Annotated in this window: 15 protein-coding genes; 12 read left to right on the top strand and 3 right to left on the bottom strand. The window is 43.5% G+C overall.

Annotated elements, in window-relative coordinates; translation table 11 throughout:
* Positions 1-423 precede the first annotated feature (423 nt).
* From HFD85_RS14920 to HFD85_RS14910, 3 genes are all read left to right on the top strand, one after another.
* Positions 424-714: a GIY-YIG nuclease family protein gene (locus HFD85_RS14920; protein WP_167611476.1), complete on the top strand. Its 291-nt coding sequence runs from the start codon at positions 424-426 to the stop codon at positions 712-714.
* 272 nt (positions 715-986) lie between these two features.
* Complete coding sequence (locus HFD85_RS14915) at positions 987-1709, top strand: NAD(P)-dependent oxidoreductase (RefSeq protein ID WP_167611473.1); 723 nt, start codon at positions 987-989, stop codon at positions 1707-1709.
* A gap of 118 nt (positions 1710-1827) precedes the next feature.
* Complete coding sequence (locus HFD85_RS14910; protein WP_167611470.1) at positions 1828-1992, top strand: hypothetical protein; 165 nt, start codon at positions 1828-1830, stop codon at positions 1990-1992.
* On the opposite strand, the gene HFD85_RS14905 is transcribed toward HFD85_RS14910, so the two are convergent.
* Positions 1989-2438: a hypothetical protein gene (locus tag HFD85_RS14905; RefSeq protein WP_167611467.1), complete on the bottom strand. Its 450-nt coding sequence runs from the start codon at positions 2436-2438 to the stop codon at positions 1989-1991. The genes HFD85_RS14910 and HFD85_RS14905 overlap by 4 nt on opposite strands.
* Before the next feature lie 342 nt (positions 2439-2780).
* On the opposite strand from HFD85_RS14905, the gene HFD85_RS21760 reads away from it, so the two are divergent.
* From HFD85_RS21760 to HFD85_RS14870, 7 genes are all read left to right on the top strand, one after another.
* The gene (locus tag HFD85_RS21760) at positions 2781-2897 is read left to right on the top strand and encodes a hypothetical protein (protein ID WP_277345458.1); all 117 of its coding nucleotides are present in this window, start codon (positions 2781-2783) and stop codon (positions 2895-2897) included.
* Positions 2898-2927: 30 nt separating this feature from the next.
* The gene (locus tag HFD85_RS14895) at positions 2928-3185 is read left to right on the top strand and encodes a hypothetical protein (protein WP_167611464.1); all 258 of its coding nucleotides are present in this window, start codon (positions 2928-2930) and stop codon (positions 3183-3185) included.
* Between the two features lie 234 nt (positions 3186-3419).
* On the top strand, positions 3420-4190 hold the full coding sequence (locus HFD85_RS14890; RefSeq protein ID WP_167611461.1) for an HNH endonuclease: 771 nt from the start codon (positions 3420-3422) through the stop codon (positions 4188-4190).
* Complete coding sequence (locus HFD85_RS14885) at positions 4187-5149, top strand: HNH endonuclease (protein WP_167611458.1); 963 nt, start codon at positions 4187-4189, stop codon at positions 5147-5149. Before HFD85_RS14890 ends, HFD85_RS14885 begins: the two co-directional genes overlap by 4 nt.
* Before the next feature lie 288 nt (positions 5150-5437).
* Positions 5438-5770 carry a GYD domain-containing protein gene (locus HFD85_RS14880; protein WP_167611455.1) on the top strand — a complete coding sequence of 111 codons (333 nt, stop codon included), beginning with the start codon at positions 5438-5440 and terminating at the stop codon, positions 5768-5770.
* 699 nt (positions 5771-6469) lie between these two features.
* The gene (locus HFD85_RS14875; RefSeq protein ID WP_167611452.1) at positions 6470-6829 is read left to right on the top strand and encodes an endonuclease domain-containing protein; all 360 of its coding nucleotides are present in this window, start codon (positions 6470-6472) and stop codon (positions 6827-6829) included.
* A 521-nt stretch (positions 6830-7350) separates the two neighbouring features.
* Positions 7351-7839 carry a DUF4395 family protein gene (locus HFD85_RS14870; protein WP_167611449.1) on the top strand — a complete coding sequence of 163 codons (489 nt, stop codon included), beginning with the start codon at positions 7351-7353 and terminating at the stop codon, positions 7837-7839.
* Positions 7840-8019: 180 nt separating this feature from the next.
* On the opposite strand, the gene HFD85_RS14865 is transcribed toward HFD85_RS14870, so the two are convergent.
* Positions 8020-8601 (bottom strand): hypothetical protein, encoded by a 582-nt coding sequence (locus HFD85_RS14865; RefSeq protein ID WP_167611447.1) that lies wholly within the window; start codon positions 8599-8601, stop codon positions 8020-8022.
* Between the two features lie 746 nt (positions 8602-9347).
* Here HFD85_RS14865 and HFD85_RS14860 point away from each other — a divergent pair.
* Positions 9348-10319: a hypothetical protein gene (locus HFD85_RS14860; protein WP_167611444.1), complete on the top strand. Its 972-nt coding sequence runs from the start codon at positions 9348-9350 to the stop codon at positions 10317-10319.
* 776 nt (positions 10320-11095) lie between these two features.
* Positions 11096-12967, top strand: coding sequence for a S8 family serine peptidase (locus HFD85_RS14855; protein ID WP_167611441.1), 1872 nt, complete (start codon positions 11096-11098; stop codon positions 12965-12967).
* A gap of 728 nt (positions 12968-13695) precedes the next feature.
* Here the strand turns inward: HFD85_RS14855 and HFD85_RS14850 are convergent.
* Positions 13696-14139, bottom strand: coding sequence for a MerR family transcriptional regulator (locus HFD85_RS14850; protein WP_167611438.1), 444 nt, complete (start codon positions 14137-14139; stop codon positions 13696-13698).
* Between the last annotated feature and the right edge of the window lie 34 nt (positions 14140-14173).

The raw sequence follows: 14173 nt of genomic DNA, 5'->3' as shown, positions 1-14173 counted from the left end.
AGAGAATTAAACTTGAAACACGAACATTTCCCCTCCAAAAATCAAAATTACCGCTTTGTTTCCCCCTGCAGGGGGAAATGTCAGCGTACGGACCGGGCGAGGCCGACAAAGGGGGTCTAAGGAGGGGTGGCCCCGATCCGTCAGCTGACGGACGGGGACGGGGTGGTACATAAAAAGATTAACATATCAACCACCTACCCCTCGTTTGCAACGAGGGGTAGGTACGGAACAGATTGCTTCTCCCGAGTACTCGGGATCGAAATGACGTATGCGATATTAAGTATTGGGCAGCGGACCACAAGTTTCCCACTCCCAACAAAAAACCATATGGTCCGCTGCCTTGTATTTACTAATGACAGTCATTGCGAGGGAGTTTGCGACCGAAGCAATCTTCTTGTAACTTTAACCCAAATTCTCCGATTCATGAAAAGAGAAGCTTATATATACATTCTTACAAACGCCGAAAACAGGGTTCTCTATGTTGGCGTTACGAGTGACCTCACCAAGCGAATTCAACAACACAAAAAAGGGATTTTCAAGAATGCATTTACATCTAAATACAAGGTGAATAAATTGGTTTATTTCGAATTATTTCAGGATATCAATGATGCCATTGCGCGTGAAAAACAATTAAAGGCAGGTTCCCGTCAGAAAAAAATTGATCTCATTAATCGTCTGAATCCTGAATGGACTGACTTAATGATTAAAGAATAGATTGCTTCTCCCGAGTCCTCGGGATCGCAATGACGCGCGATAAGGGTGAAACAGGCAGCGGACCACAAGTTTCCCAATCCCAACATAAACCACATGGTCCGCTGCCTTTTATAAACTAATAATTGTCATTGCGAGGAGGAACTGCTTGTCCCGAATACTCGGGAACGAAGCAATCTTTTAATCACCCCTTAGTCGATCCTGTGCCCGTATACGTCATATTTATTTGTCGATCTACCCCAAAAAGCCCTAACTTATAACGCAAAGCACAAAATATGAAGATTCTTATTGTGGGAGCAAGCGGCGCAACCGGGCGGCTGCTGGTAAACGACCTATTACAGCGCGGAGAAAAAGTAACGGCGGTAGTACGCTCAACCGAAAAGCTAGGTGATTTACCCGCTAACAAAAACCTGACTGTGGTTGAGGCGGCTGTTCTCGACCTTAGCGATGAAAAGCTGGCCGAACTCGTTCGGGATTGCGATGCCGTAGCTTCGTGTCTGGGCCATAACCTCACCCTGAAAGGCATGTACGGAAAGCCACGCCGCCTGGTAGCCGATGCCACCCGCCGCTTGTGTAAGGCCATTGAGGCCAACAGGCCCGAAAAGCCGGTGAAAGTTGTTCTCATGAATACTTCGGGCTGCCGGAACCGCGATTTAAACGAGCCCCTGAGCTTTGCCGAAAAAATAGTGGTTGCGCTGCTAAGTACGCTGCTGCCTCCCTATACCGACAACATACAGGCGGCCGAATACCTCCGCACCCAAATCGGGCAGCAGCACCCGCACCTTGAATGGACAGCCGTACGCCCCGACAGCCTGATCGATGCCGACCTCGTAAGCCCTTACTCGGTACATCCTTCGCCCATCCGAAGTGCACTGTTTAACCCGGGAAAAGTAAGCCGCATAAACGTAGCCCGTTTTATGGCCGAACTGATTTGCGACGCTCCCACCTGGAACCTTTGGAAAGGACAAATGCCACTGATCTACAGCCGCGAGGTTTAGGGTATAGATTGCTAATGACCAGTGACTGCCAACTGCGACTGAATACTGATCACTTTTGCCTTTCTACTTTTGCCTTTTGCCTTTTGCCCTTCTACTTTTTACTTTTTACTTTAGAGGTATGGCCGACCTACATAACCGGGCAACCCCAGCCCGAATGCTTCAGTCAGGCGGGCGTTCGCACACTATGAGCCGCATTAAGGGCAAAAACGCAAAACCCGAAATAGCAGAGCAATACATGCCCGGATCATTCGGGTTGGTTCTGATGATTATCGCAGTGATTTAAAAAGTTATATTTACACAGAGCCCTAATTGCGCCGGTTGCCTGAAGCCTGAAACAGCCGATGTATTAAACTTAATCAGCGCCACCTCCACTTTATTTCTGCGAGTGGCGCCGTGTATCCAAAATGGAATACCGACAGCAGTGGACCCCATGCCTAAAAACATTAGCATGCCCCCGGTCACATAAAGTCCGGTATCGGATTCATCCCAATTCCAAAAATCACTAAATGCAGCGGCGGCTATAATCGTACCAACAGTAAAAGCGCCAACTCCGGAAAGGGTTAATATTTTACCGGCTTTTAAATTTGCCTCGGCCCGCTGCAGGGCATAATTCAGTTGTGCCTGGCTTAAATCGTCGATGCTGTTTACATTAAACTGGCGCGAATACCATTGCCCCTGTACATTTAAGAAAAGAAAGCCGAGTACAGCCAGTACCAATAGTTTTTTCATTGCGTAGGTTTTAAAGGTGATGTTGAAAACAGTCCAAAGTCCTGCCCCGTAAATGCCCCGGTGTTATACCAGACTCTGTGCTGTAATTTTTCTGCTCATACGGCAATACCTCCCCAAAGGTTTGCTTTCGTAAAGCAGGCAAACTATTAACGGGCTAAAGTGCAAAGCCCGGCAACAACGAATTGCCTGCTACCACCGAAAACTGTAAACTTTCTTCCCTAACTTTGAACGCTGAACTTTAAACTCCAAACACTTTTGCCTTTTCTCTTTTCCTTTCCACTTTTGCCTTTCTATTTTTGCCTTTCTACTTTTACCTTGTTTCTTTTTACTTTTGCCTTGATTATGGCTGACGTACATGATAAAGCAACGCGCTCCTACAACATGAGCCGCATTAAGGGCAAAAACACCAAACCCGAAATGTTAGTGCGGAAATTTCGAATGTTACTTATAGTCCGTTGACTAGCACGACTTTCTTTCATTCATTTGTGAATGAAAAAACATAAAATCATTATCGAATATTTATATCGCGATGCGGGCAACTATAAATTGTTTGAAGAAGCAGAAATCGCAAATCCAAACAACCTAACGCTTCAAGAATTTGAAAAGTGGTTTAATGATCGATTGATTGATGGATTATATTTTATTCCTCATGACTTTGGATTAATTAAACCCCAGTTTCCCGCTTATAATCCAGAATTGGATCATGATTGGTGCGAATTTATTTTGTTAAGACAGTCAAATGAATAAACATAGTCAGGCCACTATTTCTGCTCTTGAAATATTTCTCAATTCTGATCAACCAACTACTTGTCCCCAATGTGGCGTAAGAACAGAACCAATTTTAAATTTGTCTGACTCAGAACTAATCTATCAAGTTAACATCTGTTTGTCACCTATATGTAGTTTTATCTTTCTAACATCTGACAGCTAGGACTTTTAATAAAAATTCTATTAGTTTTATGCTAATAAACTTTTCCGAGCATGTCACAGAGAAAACCATGGTCCAAAGCTGAATTAATTTTAGCATTCAACTTATATCTAAAAATACCATTTGGTAAATTTCATCATAGCAATACTGACATTATCAGATTGGCAAAACTAATAGGAAGAACTCCAAGTGCAGTATCAATGCGTTTAAGCAATTTTGCAAGTGTTGACCCATACCATCAGGAAAGAGGGATTAAAGGTTTGACTGGAGGAATAAAGCAAGTTCAGCCAATTTGGGATGAGTTTCATGAAAATATGGAAGAACTTGTTTTTGAAAGTGAGCGAATTCTTGCAGAAATACAACAAACTACAATCGAAAATAAATACGCAAGCATCTTAAAAGGAACTGAGAATCTCAAAGGAAAAACAAAGCTTAGAGAAGTTAAAACCAGAGTAAATCAAAAGGTTTTCCGGGATATCGTTCTTGCCAACTATCAAGGTAGTTGTACCATTACAGGATTTTCGAATACCGATTTTTTAATTGCAAGCCATATTATTCCGTGGGCAAAAGATGTTGAAAACCGATTGAATCCACAAAATGGATTACTACTAAATAATTTGCATGATAAGGCTTTTGAGAATGGTTATTTGGCAATTGATAAGAACTACAAAATTTTAATCTGTTCTGAATTTCGAAAATCGAAAGACATATTTATTCAACAATATTTCTCAGATTATCACAATAAAGAAATCAAGCGACCAGAGCGTTTTTTGCCAAGCTCACTCCTTTTAGAAAAACATCGGGAGGAAAAATTTTTACGATGAATACAGTTCTCAAAAGTATCCTCTCCTTAAACCAAGGCGTTACCAAATACGGTAAAGCGCCTCACAAGCCAATTCTTTTATTGGCGGTGATCGATCTGTTCGAAGAAGGAGAAGTTTCTGAAAATTGGATTGAAATTACCGACGATTTAGTTCAGCACTTTCTCGATAATTGGAGCGTATTGGTAAAAACACCTCATGTTGCAACTTTTGCACTTCCTTTTTTTCATCTGAAAAACGAAAAAGGTCAGTTTTGGAGACTGATTACTTACCCCGGTAAAGAAATACCTACAACAAATAGTAATTCAATAAAAAGTTATAGGGCTTTAACCGAAACAGTGTGCGCGGCCACACTTTCTGATGAATTATATATTGCCTTGTCCGATCCGATAACATGTGAGAAGATAAAAGCCGCAATTCTCGAACACTATTTTGACATTCGTAAGTCAACACAATACCAAAGACAAGAAGTTTATTCAGCTAAAATTAAGCAACAAATACTTTACGATCCGGAACAGAACTACGCACGAAAAGTAAAACAAACAATTGAAGAACAACCCAAAGAAATACGAGATGAATTCGTTGTAATGCGAAGTTCTGTATTTCGAAAAGCCATTTTGGAAGTATACGACAATCAATGTGCTGTATCAGGATTGAAGGTAGCCGATTCAAAAAACCGTTCACTTGTTGATGCTTGTCACATTACACCCTTTGCTGAGAGCTATAACGATTCAATTAGAAATGGCTTAGCGCTTTCTCCTACTTTTCACAGGGCTTTCGACCGTGGTTTAATTGCCATTTCAGATCAATACAGGATTTTAGTTCATCCTAAACTGAAAGACTACAAACCTGAAGCTGGCATAAGACAATTCGAAAACAAGGATATCTTTCTTCCTTCCAACACTAAATTTCATCCATCAGTGAATCACCTTCGGGAGCATCGCTCAAAATTCGGATTCTGAATCGAGATATTCTCGAACCTCCCTCTACCCCTCGTTTGCAACAGCCTGCCCCGAACTGATCGAGAAGGGGTAAAAAGCAAGTCGATTGAATCGACAGAGAAAAACAGCCTTATACTATTCATACAAAAGCTTGAAGTTTCTTATCGTTAAAAAACGATAAACCCGAAACCCCTCGTTACAAACGAGGGGTAGAAGAGTTTTGCCAGCATCAGCCTTTGCAACCATTTCAACCCACCAACGTAGCCTGTAATATTATTAACAGACCTTAGGGTCTTAAATAGAAAGATTATGGCAAAGTACCTGGTTTGTGGCAAATACATTGGCGAAGGAGTAAAGGGATTGTTGAGTGAGGGCGGCTCGAGCAGGCGTTCGGTGGTTCATAAACTGGCCACTTCGTTGGGAGGAACGGTAGAAAGTGTTTATTACGCCTTTGGCGAATACGATATTTACGGCATTGTGGATATGCCCGACAGCAGCAGCATGGCGGCCTTTTCGATGCGGGCATCGTCGAGCGGACTGGTAAGCGTTAGCTGCATCCCGCTGATGACACCCGAAGATATTGACGAGGCGGCTAAAAAAACAGGAGAATACCGCGCTCCCGGTGTCGACTGGCTGCCCTAAATGTACTAACGGAGCAGTGCAGCAAGCATCGCCGGAAGTTTATAAACAGCCCGTATCCCTTAGTACAGAGGGCTTACAGCGATTTTAGGATTTGTTCGTAACAATTATTTCCTTGTCCACAGGACTTCGGGACTTGTCCGGAGGAACAATTTCCTGGTCCACCATAGACATTTTCTATGCCAGAGATATTATTTCTTAGGAAATATCGATGATTTCCTTGTCCGGCATCGTTCTTACCTTGTCCGGAGGCTTCATTTCCTTGTCTTGAACGATGGTGGAGCAGTCCTGCGAAATAATTTCCACGGCCACGGCCCCTCGGGACAACTCCCCGCACGAAAGTTTCCCCTCCTAACCGAGGAGGGGTGGCCCCGATCCGTCAGCTGACGGACGGGGGTGGCAAAAAGAAGCAAAACCCCCTGAATTAAATCAACCACCTCCCACAGCCACCGTAAACTCCGGCTGCGTACTCCTCCTTTAAAAGGAGGAGAAAATTTGTTTTTCAATATAATTTCTGAAGTACAGGATAATAACCGTACTACGAAAGTTTCCCCTCCTCACCGAGGAGGGGCGTCAGCGACGATTGATTGATCTGGTATACCTTTCACTATTTCGCTGACGGGGTGGTGCTCAACTCCACTATTCCGCCTTACAAACTGGGGGGTGGTGCAATCCACAAAAATCACATAACTTTGAAAAACGATGAAACTCCACAACCGCAAATACCTGAAGAACGTTCGTAAACATCTGCGAAATCATTCAACTGCCGCAGAAGCTGAACTTTGGAAAATAGTTAAACAAAGAAAGGTAGGTGGTTTTAAATTCCGAAGACAACATTCGGTTGGCAATTACATTGTCGATTTCTATTGCCCTGAATTAAAACTTTCCATTGAACTTGACGGCGAACCACATGCCAACCTTTATCAGATTGCAAAGGATGAAGAAAGGGATAAATGGCTCTCTGATCATGACATTACAGTCTTGAGGTATGAGAATCGCTGGGTATTTGAATACCCGGAAGTTATACAACAGGATATTCTTGATTTTGAAGGAGGTAAGTAGATTTATCAACCACCTCGACCTTTTGCTCCTACGTCACAAAAGCCCACTCCTCCTGCCCAGGAGGAGAAATTCTGTTTTCAATTTTACTTTTTGAAGTATCGAATTAATATCAAGCACGAAAGTTTCCCCTCCTCGGTGAGGAGGGGTACGGACGGCAGCTGACGGACGGGGGGTGGTGCGCAATTCTACTAATACAACCACCTCCCACAGCCTCCGTAAACTCCGGCTGCGTACTCCTCCTTTAAAAGCCTGCCTGCCGGTAGGCAGGGAGGAGAAAATTTGTTTTTCAATATAATTTCTGATGTACAAGACAATAACTGCAGTACGAAAGACATCTCTACCCCTCGTCTGTGCCGAGGGGTTAATAGCCTGTCGATTGTATCGACTTTAAAATACGTGCTGAGTGATGTTTGCTTGATTGTTGTTGCAAACGAGGGGCTCGTTGTGCACATGAACAAAAACCGCCTCCCGAATCTTATAGAAAGGATAGCCAGCGAATTAAACAAAAGGAGAACAGTAAAATGGAAAAGACCCAAACACCGCTTTCAGCTAAACGTATTTACAGGATAAAATGTCAGGGATTTACCGCTTACAGCGATGAAGAGATTACGCAACTGGCCTTTGCCAACCGCTTTCCGATGATCATCTGTTTGATTCTGCTGGGAGTGGGTGTGGCGCTGGCGAACATTCCCGTGCTGGTGGTTTTACTGGTGGTATCGGCGTTGTCGATTGTGCTGCCCTACCATGTTTTCGACTACCTGTACAACCACTGGCTGCGGCACAAAATGAACAAGCCAAAGTTACACCGGCGCTCGAACCAGTTAAAATTTGCGTGTTTTCTGGCCACCTCCTGGACCGCCGTTAATATCTACCTGTTTGCCAACGGACACATGACCGCCGGATATATTTCGGGGGCAGCCATGTTTTGTGTTCCCCTGCTGCTTACCACCACCGATTATTGTATTCCTTCGAAGATCTATAACTTTTTGTTTCGGATAAAAATTCAGTAAGCGCTACTCGTCTGAATCCTCGTTTAGACAGATTTGATGATTAGAGAATAGCTTCGGTCTCCGTCGGCTTAAGGAGACCGAAGCAATCTTTCTTCTGTCCCTCGTCTCTATACAAGGAGCAAGTAAACAAAACAGGCCCCTGCATTACTACAGAGGCCTGTTTTTGAGGTAACCGTTTTATTAGCGTGTAAACCGGTAATTGTATCGATGGTTGTTCCCGTAAAGGACAAACTCGAACTCATTATTTTTCAATTTCGACACATCGAAACTGCGTTGGATAGCAAGATCGCTGCCCAGGCTTGAATCGAGTACCAGCCTATTGCCGTTGTAGATCAAAACCGACACATCGGCCTGGTTCGAATTCAGATACGATAACAACACCTTGCCGTTTTTGTATGCAAAATAAGGAGCAAATTCTTCTGCAACTTTCTTAACTGTTACTTTACCGTTGCTTACAGTTATTTCACGCTTCGTAACTGCCTTCCCGCTCTTTAAGCTGAAAGTATAGGTTCCGTCGCTTAACTCCTGTAAATTCAAAACCGACCTGAATTGGGGCGCAGCTTTCGTTCGTTTAAAATAGATTGTTTCACCCCTGGCGTCAAGCAAGGTAATCTCAGTCGGACTGTTAGTACTGGTTTCGGCCGCAACGTATACTTTCGAATCGTTAAGTGCAACCATACTCATTTTAGAAATTTCGGTGGCAAATGCACCGGCTGCTATTACAAGCGCCAGTAGCATTAAAGTAATTGTTTTTGTTTTCATGGCTTTTGCTTTTTGTGAAGCGAATGCTGAAACATTCAACTTCCTGTTTATTTTGTTTTCTGTTTTCGCTTTCGAAACAGGCCGCTGGCTAATCGGTCTTTTCCTGTTTCCTTGTATAAAATTGACACATTAAAACGATTTTCGTTACATGAATTTCGCTGAACGATAAGATATTAAGTATGAACTGCAGGTATTGCAGGCTGAACCGTATATTGCACATATGGCAGTGTGAACATAATTCACCGGTAATTCTTCACTACCCCTCGAATGAGCATGGGGCTAGGTTGAGATTGCTTCTCCCGATAAATCGGGATCGCTATTTACAAATACAGGGCAGCGGACCATAAGAATCATGTTTCCGACAAAAAACTACATGGTCCACTGCCGAATCCCACGATGATCCGTGTCATTGCGAGGAGGAACGACGAAGCAATCTTTTTCAACCTTAATCTCATTACAATGAGAAATAGATTGCTTCGCTACGCTCGCAATGACAGAATCGCAATACAATGAAAGGCAGCGGACCACAAGAAACATGTTTCCGGCAAAAAACTACACGGTCCGCTGCCAAATCCTACTATGAACCGTGTCATTGCGAGGAATCCGTCAGTTGACGGAGACTGAAGCAATCTTCTAATCCTTCTACCTCTGGTTTGCAACGACAGGTTGTAGTAGAGCAAAAACCAGTTGCACGGAACCATCGGACGGATTTCACGTAAACGAGTGAAAATCAAAAATTAACCACCATGAACAAGCTCACATTTTTACTGGTACTGTTGGCAGCCCTGTCATCATGCACCGAAGAATTTCCTTCCAACACCAGCGAATATTACTCGTACACACAACCCATTTTTGTTGGGACCGACAGCATTCTTTACATTGAATATTACGTAAAAGAGAATTCGGGTATCCGGGATCATTCAGGCCCGGTAAGAGAAGCTGATGTCCGTTTTAAAATAATCGACACCAATGGCCAGGACATCGCTACCATCTGGCGGCTGACCGATTCGGATAACCCGGTACAGGATTTTAATTATTGCTATGCCATTAATTATTCGAAAGCCTCGAAAACAATAACAATAGGATACAGCACGGTACTTTATGAAGGAGAATCCAGGTTCAAGATCATGCTGATGGATCTGGACGGCAATATACTTTCAAATGTTGAGGACAGCGATTTGAAGGATATGGCTTACGGGTTTCCGTATCATAATTTTCCGGTGTCCCCGGATGGCGGGTATTATGTTGTAAATAAACTGATAAAAAACACCCAAGCAGCACTTGTAAAAGTATTGGCCGATACGGTTGTAGACTGGAATGCTACTGGTTTGCTATTGAAAAACGAAGCGATTGATTCTGTGCTGACCGAAATTGAAGGGACTGAATTTGCTACCTACTCACACCCCGATGCAAGCCTGTGGTTCGGAACGCAGCACCAGTACCTCGACTTCGACCTCGATACGCTTAAAATCTGCAGGTGGCCCGATTCTTCCATCCTGAGAAAAATACAAATAACAAATGCTAACACATCCGGTTACAGTCCGTATGGCAGCTATGGGTATCAGTCGTATTCTTACATTTATTTTTGGAGTTCATCCATATCGCCCGACCTGAATTACCTCGTTTATTCCGACGGCGGAATTCAATTATTTAACCTGAATACGGAAGAACAGCTTACGCTTGTACCGAGTTACCAGTATTCGTATAGTTCTGAATAGATATGTCTGGAGGATTGTCGTTAATAAAGATGGGCAGCAAGTGATTGCTTCCTCCTTTCGTCAATCGACGGATCGTCGTCGCAATAACATGTTATTTACATATACAGGGCAGCGGACCACGGAAATCATGTTTTCGGCAAAAAACTACATGGTCCGCTGCCGAATCCCACGATGATCCGTGTCATTGCGAGGAATCCGTCAGTTGACGGGGACCGAAGCAATCGCCCTTTAAAATGTCTGCAGATTCTACCACCTCCCCCTGATTCCGCATAGCTACATCAGGGTACTCCTCCTTACAAAGGAGGAGAAAGTTCTTTTTTCAATTCAATTCCATGAAGAACAAAATAAAATCTCCTTCTACCCCTCGTCTGTGCCGAGGGGTTAGCAGCCTGTCGATTGTATCGACATTTAAAATACTTGCTGGGAGCCAACAATGACCATATTGTTTTTCAATGCATTTTTGCGTAAATTATTGTTGCAATTTCTTATCGGTGCCACAGCAAAGCACTGATGTACAAAAACGGTTCTTGTAACCAACCCTTAGCGGTTTGGATGAAAAAAACTTAATTATTCAGGGAATTTAATTAAGGAGCCAAATCCGCATTGCAGCCCATTACCCCATCGCCTTCTTATCGCGTTTTATCTTTCCTTTAAACCAAATTAATAGCCACCAACAGGATGGCCGCTTAAAAAGAATCTTCCCAAAATAAATTAACCCGGAAACTCAGAAAAGCAATTTCTTATCACAACTAACATTCACTAAAAAATCAAAAAGCATGAAAAAACTAATTGTTGGATTACTAATGTTGTTCGCCATTCAATTTGTTTTTGCACAAGAAAAAATTAAAATTGAAAGAGCAGAAGACCTTCCCAAACATTATTACGATCTGAAAGGAAACAAAGCCATGGACTACATCAACAACCGGGCTTTGCTGCTGGAACTGGCCGGTAAACTCGAAGCGAACCTCAGGGACGACCTGGAGAAATACGACATTCAGGACAAAGCGACCCGGCGCGGTTACTATTCCATGTTTTCGGTCATAAGTTTCTTAAAAAACGACTTCGAACCGGCACTCGACGAAATACACGCCGGTAGGAAACTAACCGAAAAAGAATCGGATAAATACATGTGGAACCTCACCGAGGAAGTATACATGAAAACAAAGCTGGAACATCCTGATCTCCCGGAAGAAGCGTTTAAGGCTGCATTCAAAACGAACCTGGAAGCTGCGCTGGAAAAAATGCCTTTTGAAGTGGTCCGTGAAGAAATCGAAGCTATGACCGGATCGTTGGATATTCTCTCGGCTAATCTGTTGCAGGGAATCATCGAAGGACAGTTACAACCCATCATAGACAAGGCCGAAAAGCAGGTCCCCGAATTTGTGGCCAATCAACTTTTGGGACTGCGAATGACTTACGATATGACTCTGCCATATGTGGAGGAGGTGTATAAACCGGTATTTCAGGCTTATTACGATAAAAACCATGTTGAGGTGGAAATGGTGGATATATGGAAGGAACGGGATATTGCCTTTACTAACGACATGAAGCTGACACCGGTGGTGGTAGGAATCTGGGATGCCGGAGTGGATGAATCCGTTTTCCCGGAAAATAACCGCTGGGTGAATAAAGCCGAAAAACCCAATGGCAAGGATGATGACAACAATGGCTATGTAGATGACATAAACGGAATTGCCTACGATATCAACGGCAATAAGGTCAGCGAAATTCTTTTCCCAATTGCGGAAGTTAACAGCAATTATCATCAGTATGAAAAATACCTGAAAGGCCTGATGGACCTGCAGGCCATGATAAAAAGCGAGGAAGCTGATGAATTGAAAAAATACATTTCTGCGCTGACTCCTGATGAAGTTAACCCGTTTGTAGAGAACCTGGGTCTGTATGGCAATTTTTCGCACGGTACCCACGTGGCCGGAATTGCCGCCAAAGGAAATCCGCAGGCCAAAATACTGGCTGCACGATTAACTTTTCCGTACGAGAACATTCCTGCTCCTCCAACCATGGAAACGTCAAAAAACTGGGCGCAGCTATATAAAAATACGGTACAGTATTTTAAAGACAACCATGTCAGGGTAGTGAACATGAGTTGGGGATATTCGCAAAACTATTATGAAAGCGTTTTAGCCATGAATGGGATTGGAGAAAACGAGGAGGAAAGAAAAGCCCTGGCTAAAAAACTCTTTGGGATGGAAAAAGATGCCTTGTATACCGCGATGAAAGATGCACCGGATATTCTGTTTGTGGTAGCGGCGGGAAATGCAAACAACGATGTTGACTTTGCAAATGATATCCCTGCCGGGTTAACGCTTCCGAACCTGATGAAAGTGGGTGCCGTTGATATGGAAGGGAAAGAAACCGGCTTCACCACGATAGGAAAGGGAGTGGATGTGTATTCAAATGGCTACGAGGTGGAAAGTTTTATTCCGGGAGGAGAAACACGTAAATATTCGGGAACATCGATGGCATCGCCTCAGGTGGTGAACCTGGCAGCCAAACTCTGGGCAAAGAATCCGGATTTAAGTGTTGCCGAAGTAAAAAACCTGATTATAAAAGGAGCTACACCTTCGGCAGAAAAACCGGAAATACTGTTGATTTATCCACAACGGTCGCTGGGAATGCTTCAGTAATTACTGGTGCCACAGGCCGGAAAAATGGCATGCACGATGCCAATAAAACTTGATATGCCTGGACGTAGGTCCCCCGGGAAGCTTGGGGAACCTGCGTCCTATTGATAAATAAATCTCCCCGGTAGCTGATACTTTCGCCTGGGAATTGATGAAAAACCATTTTCATTTTCAGGTTAGGATTAAATCCGAAAAGGAAATGAATTTATCAGAACTAAACCTTCGAGGTAAGCGAAACCTCGAAGGTTTGGAAAGGATCAACAAACAGTTTCCCAATTTATTTAACGCCTACACGAACGTATTCTACCCCTCGTCTGTGCCGAGGGGTTAATAGACTGTCGATTGTATCGACATTTAAAATACTTGCTGATTTATGTTTACTTGATTGTCGTTGCAAACGACCTGTTATTTCCCCCTTCCCGAACAATTCGGGACAGGCTGTTGCAAACGAGGGGGAGGTTAGGGCAGCGGACCACAGGAATCATGTTTCCGACAAAAAACTACATGGTCCACTGCCAAATCCCACGATAAACCGTGTCATTGCGAGGGATCCGTCAGTTGACGGAGACCGAAGCAATCGCCCTTTAAAATGTCTGCAGATTCTACCACCTCCCCCTGATTCCGCATAGCTACATCAGGGTACTCCTCCTTACAAAGGAGGAGAAAGTTCTTTTTTCAATTCAATTCCATGAAGAACAAAATAAAATCTCCGTCTACCCCTTTGATCCGGTCTATACCATAAACCGTTTGAACACGGCTTTTACATCGGTGTCGGGCAGCATCAGGCGGTACACTTCGCACAAACGGCATTCTTTGTTTTTGCATTCCTTTCCTTTTTCCGATGCCAGCCAGCAAGGCTGATCATTGGAATAATAGGCATCGCAGGTGTTTCGCGATTTCGATTTGCACCCGGTAATTTTCCAGCAGGGGATTAAGGCCAACTGCGTTTTAATGCCGGCAAAGTTCAGCCCCCGTTCTTCAATACTCTTTTTTATCCAAATCAGCCGCTGAATGTCGTACGCAGAGAACAAATGACGGTTGGTATCCTTTTTATAGGGGATAAGCAAACCCTTATCGATGTATTGCCGGATTGAATGAGCCGGGGTATTCGACAATTTTGCCGCAATACTCAAGGTATAGATGGGTTCTGAATCGTTGTGAAGTATCTGTGACATTGGAATGTGGATTATACGATACAAAAAATCGTAA

It is taken from the genome of Maribellus sediminis (assembly GCF_011799805.1).
GTDB lineage: Bacteria > Bacteroidota > Bacteroidia > Bacteroidales > Prolixibacteraceae > Draconibacterium > Draconibacterium sediminis_A.
The sequence above is the reverse complement of the archived record's forward strand: the minus strand, read 5'-3'. Positions and strand labels throughout refer to the sequence as shown.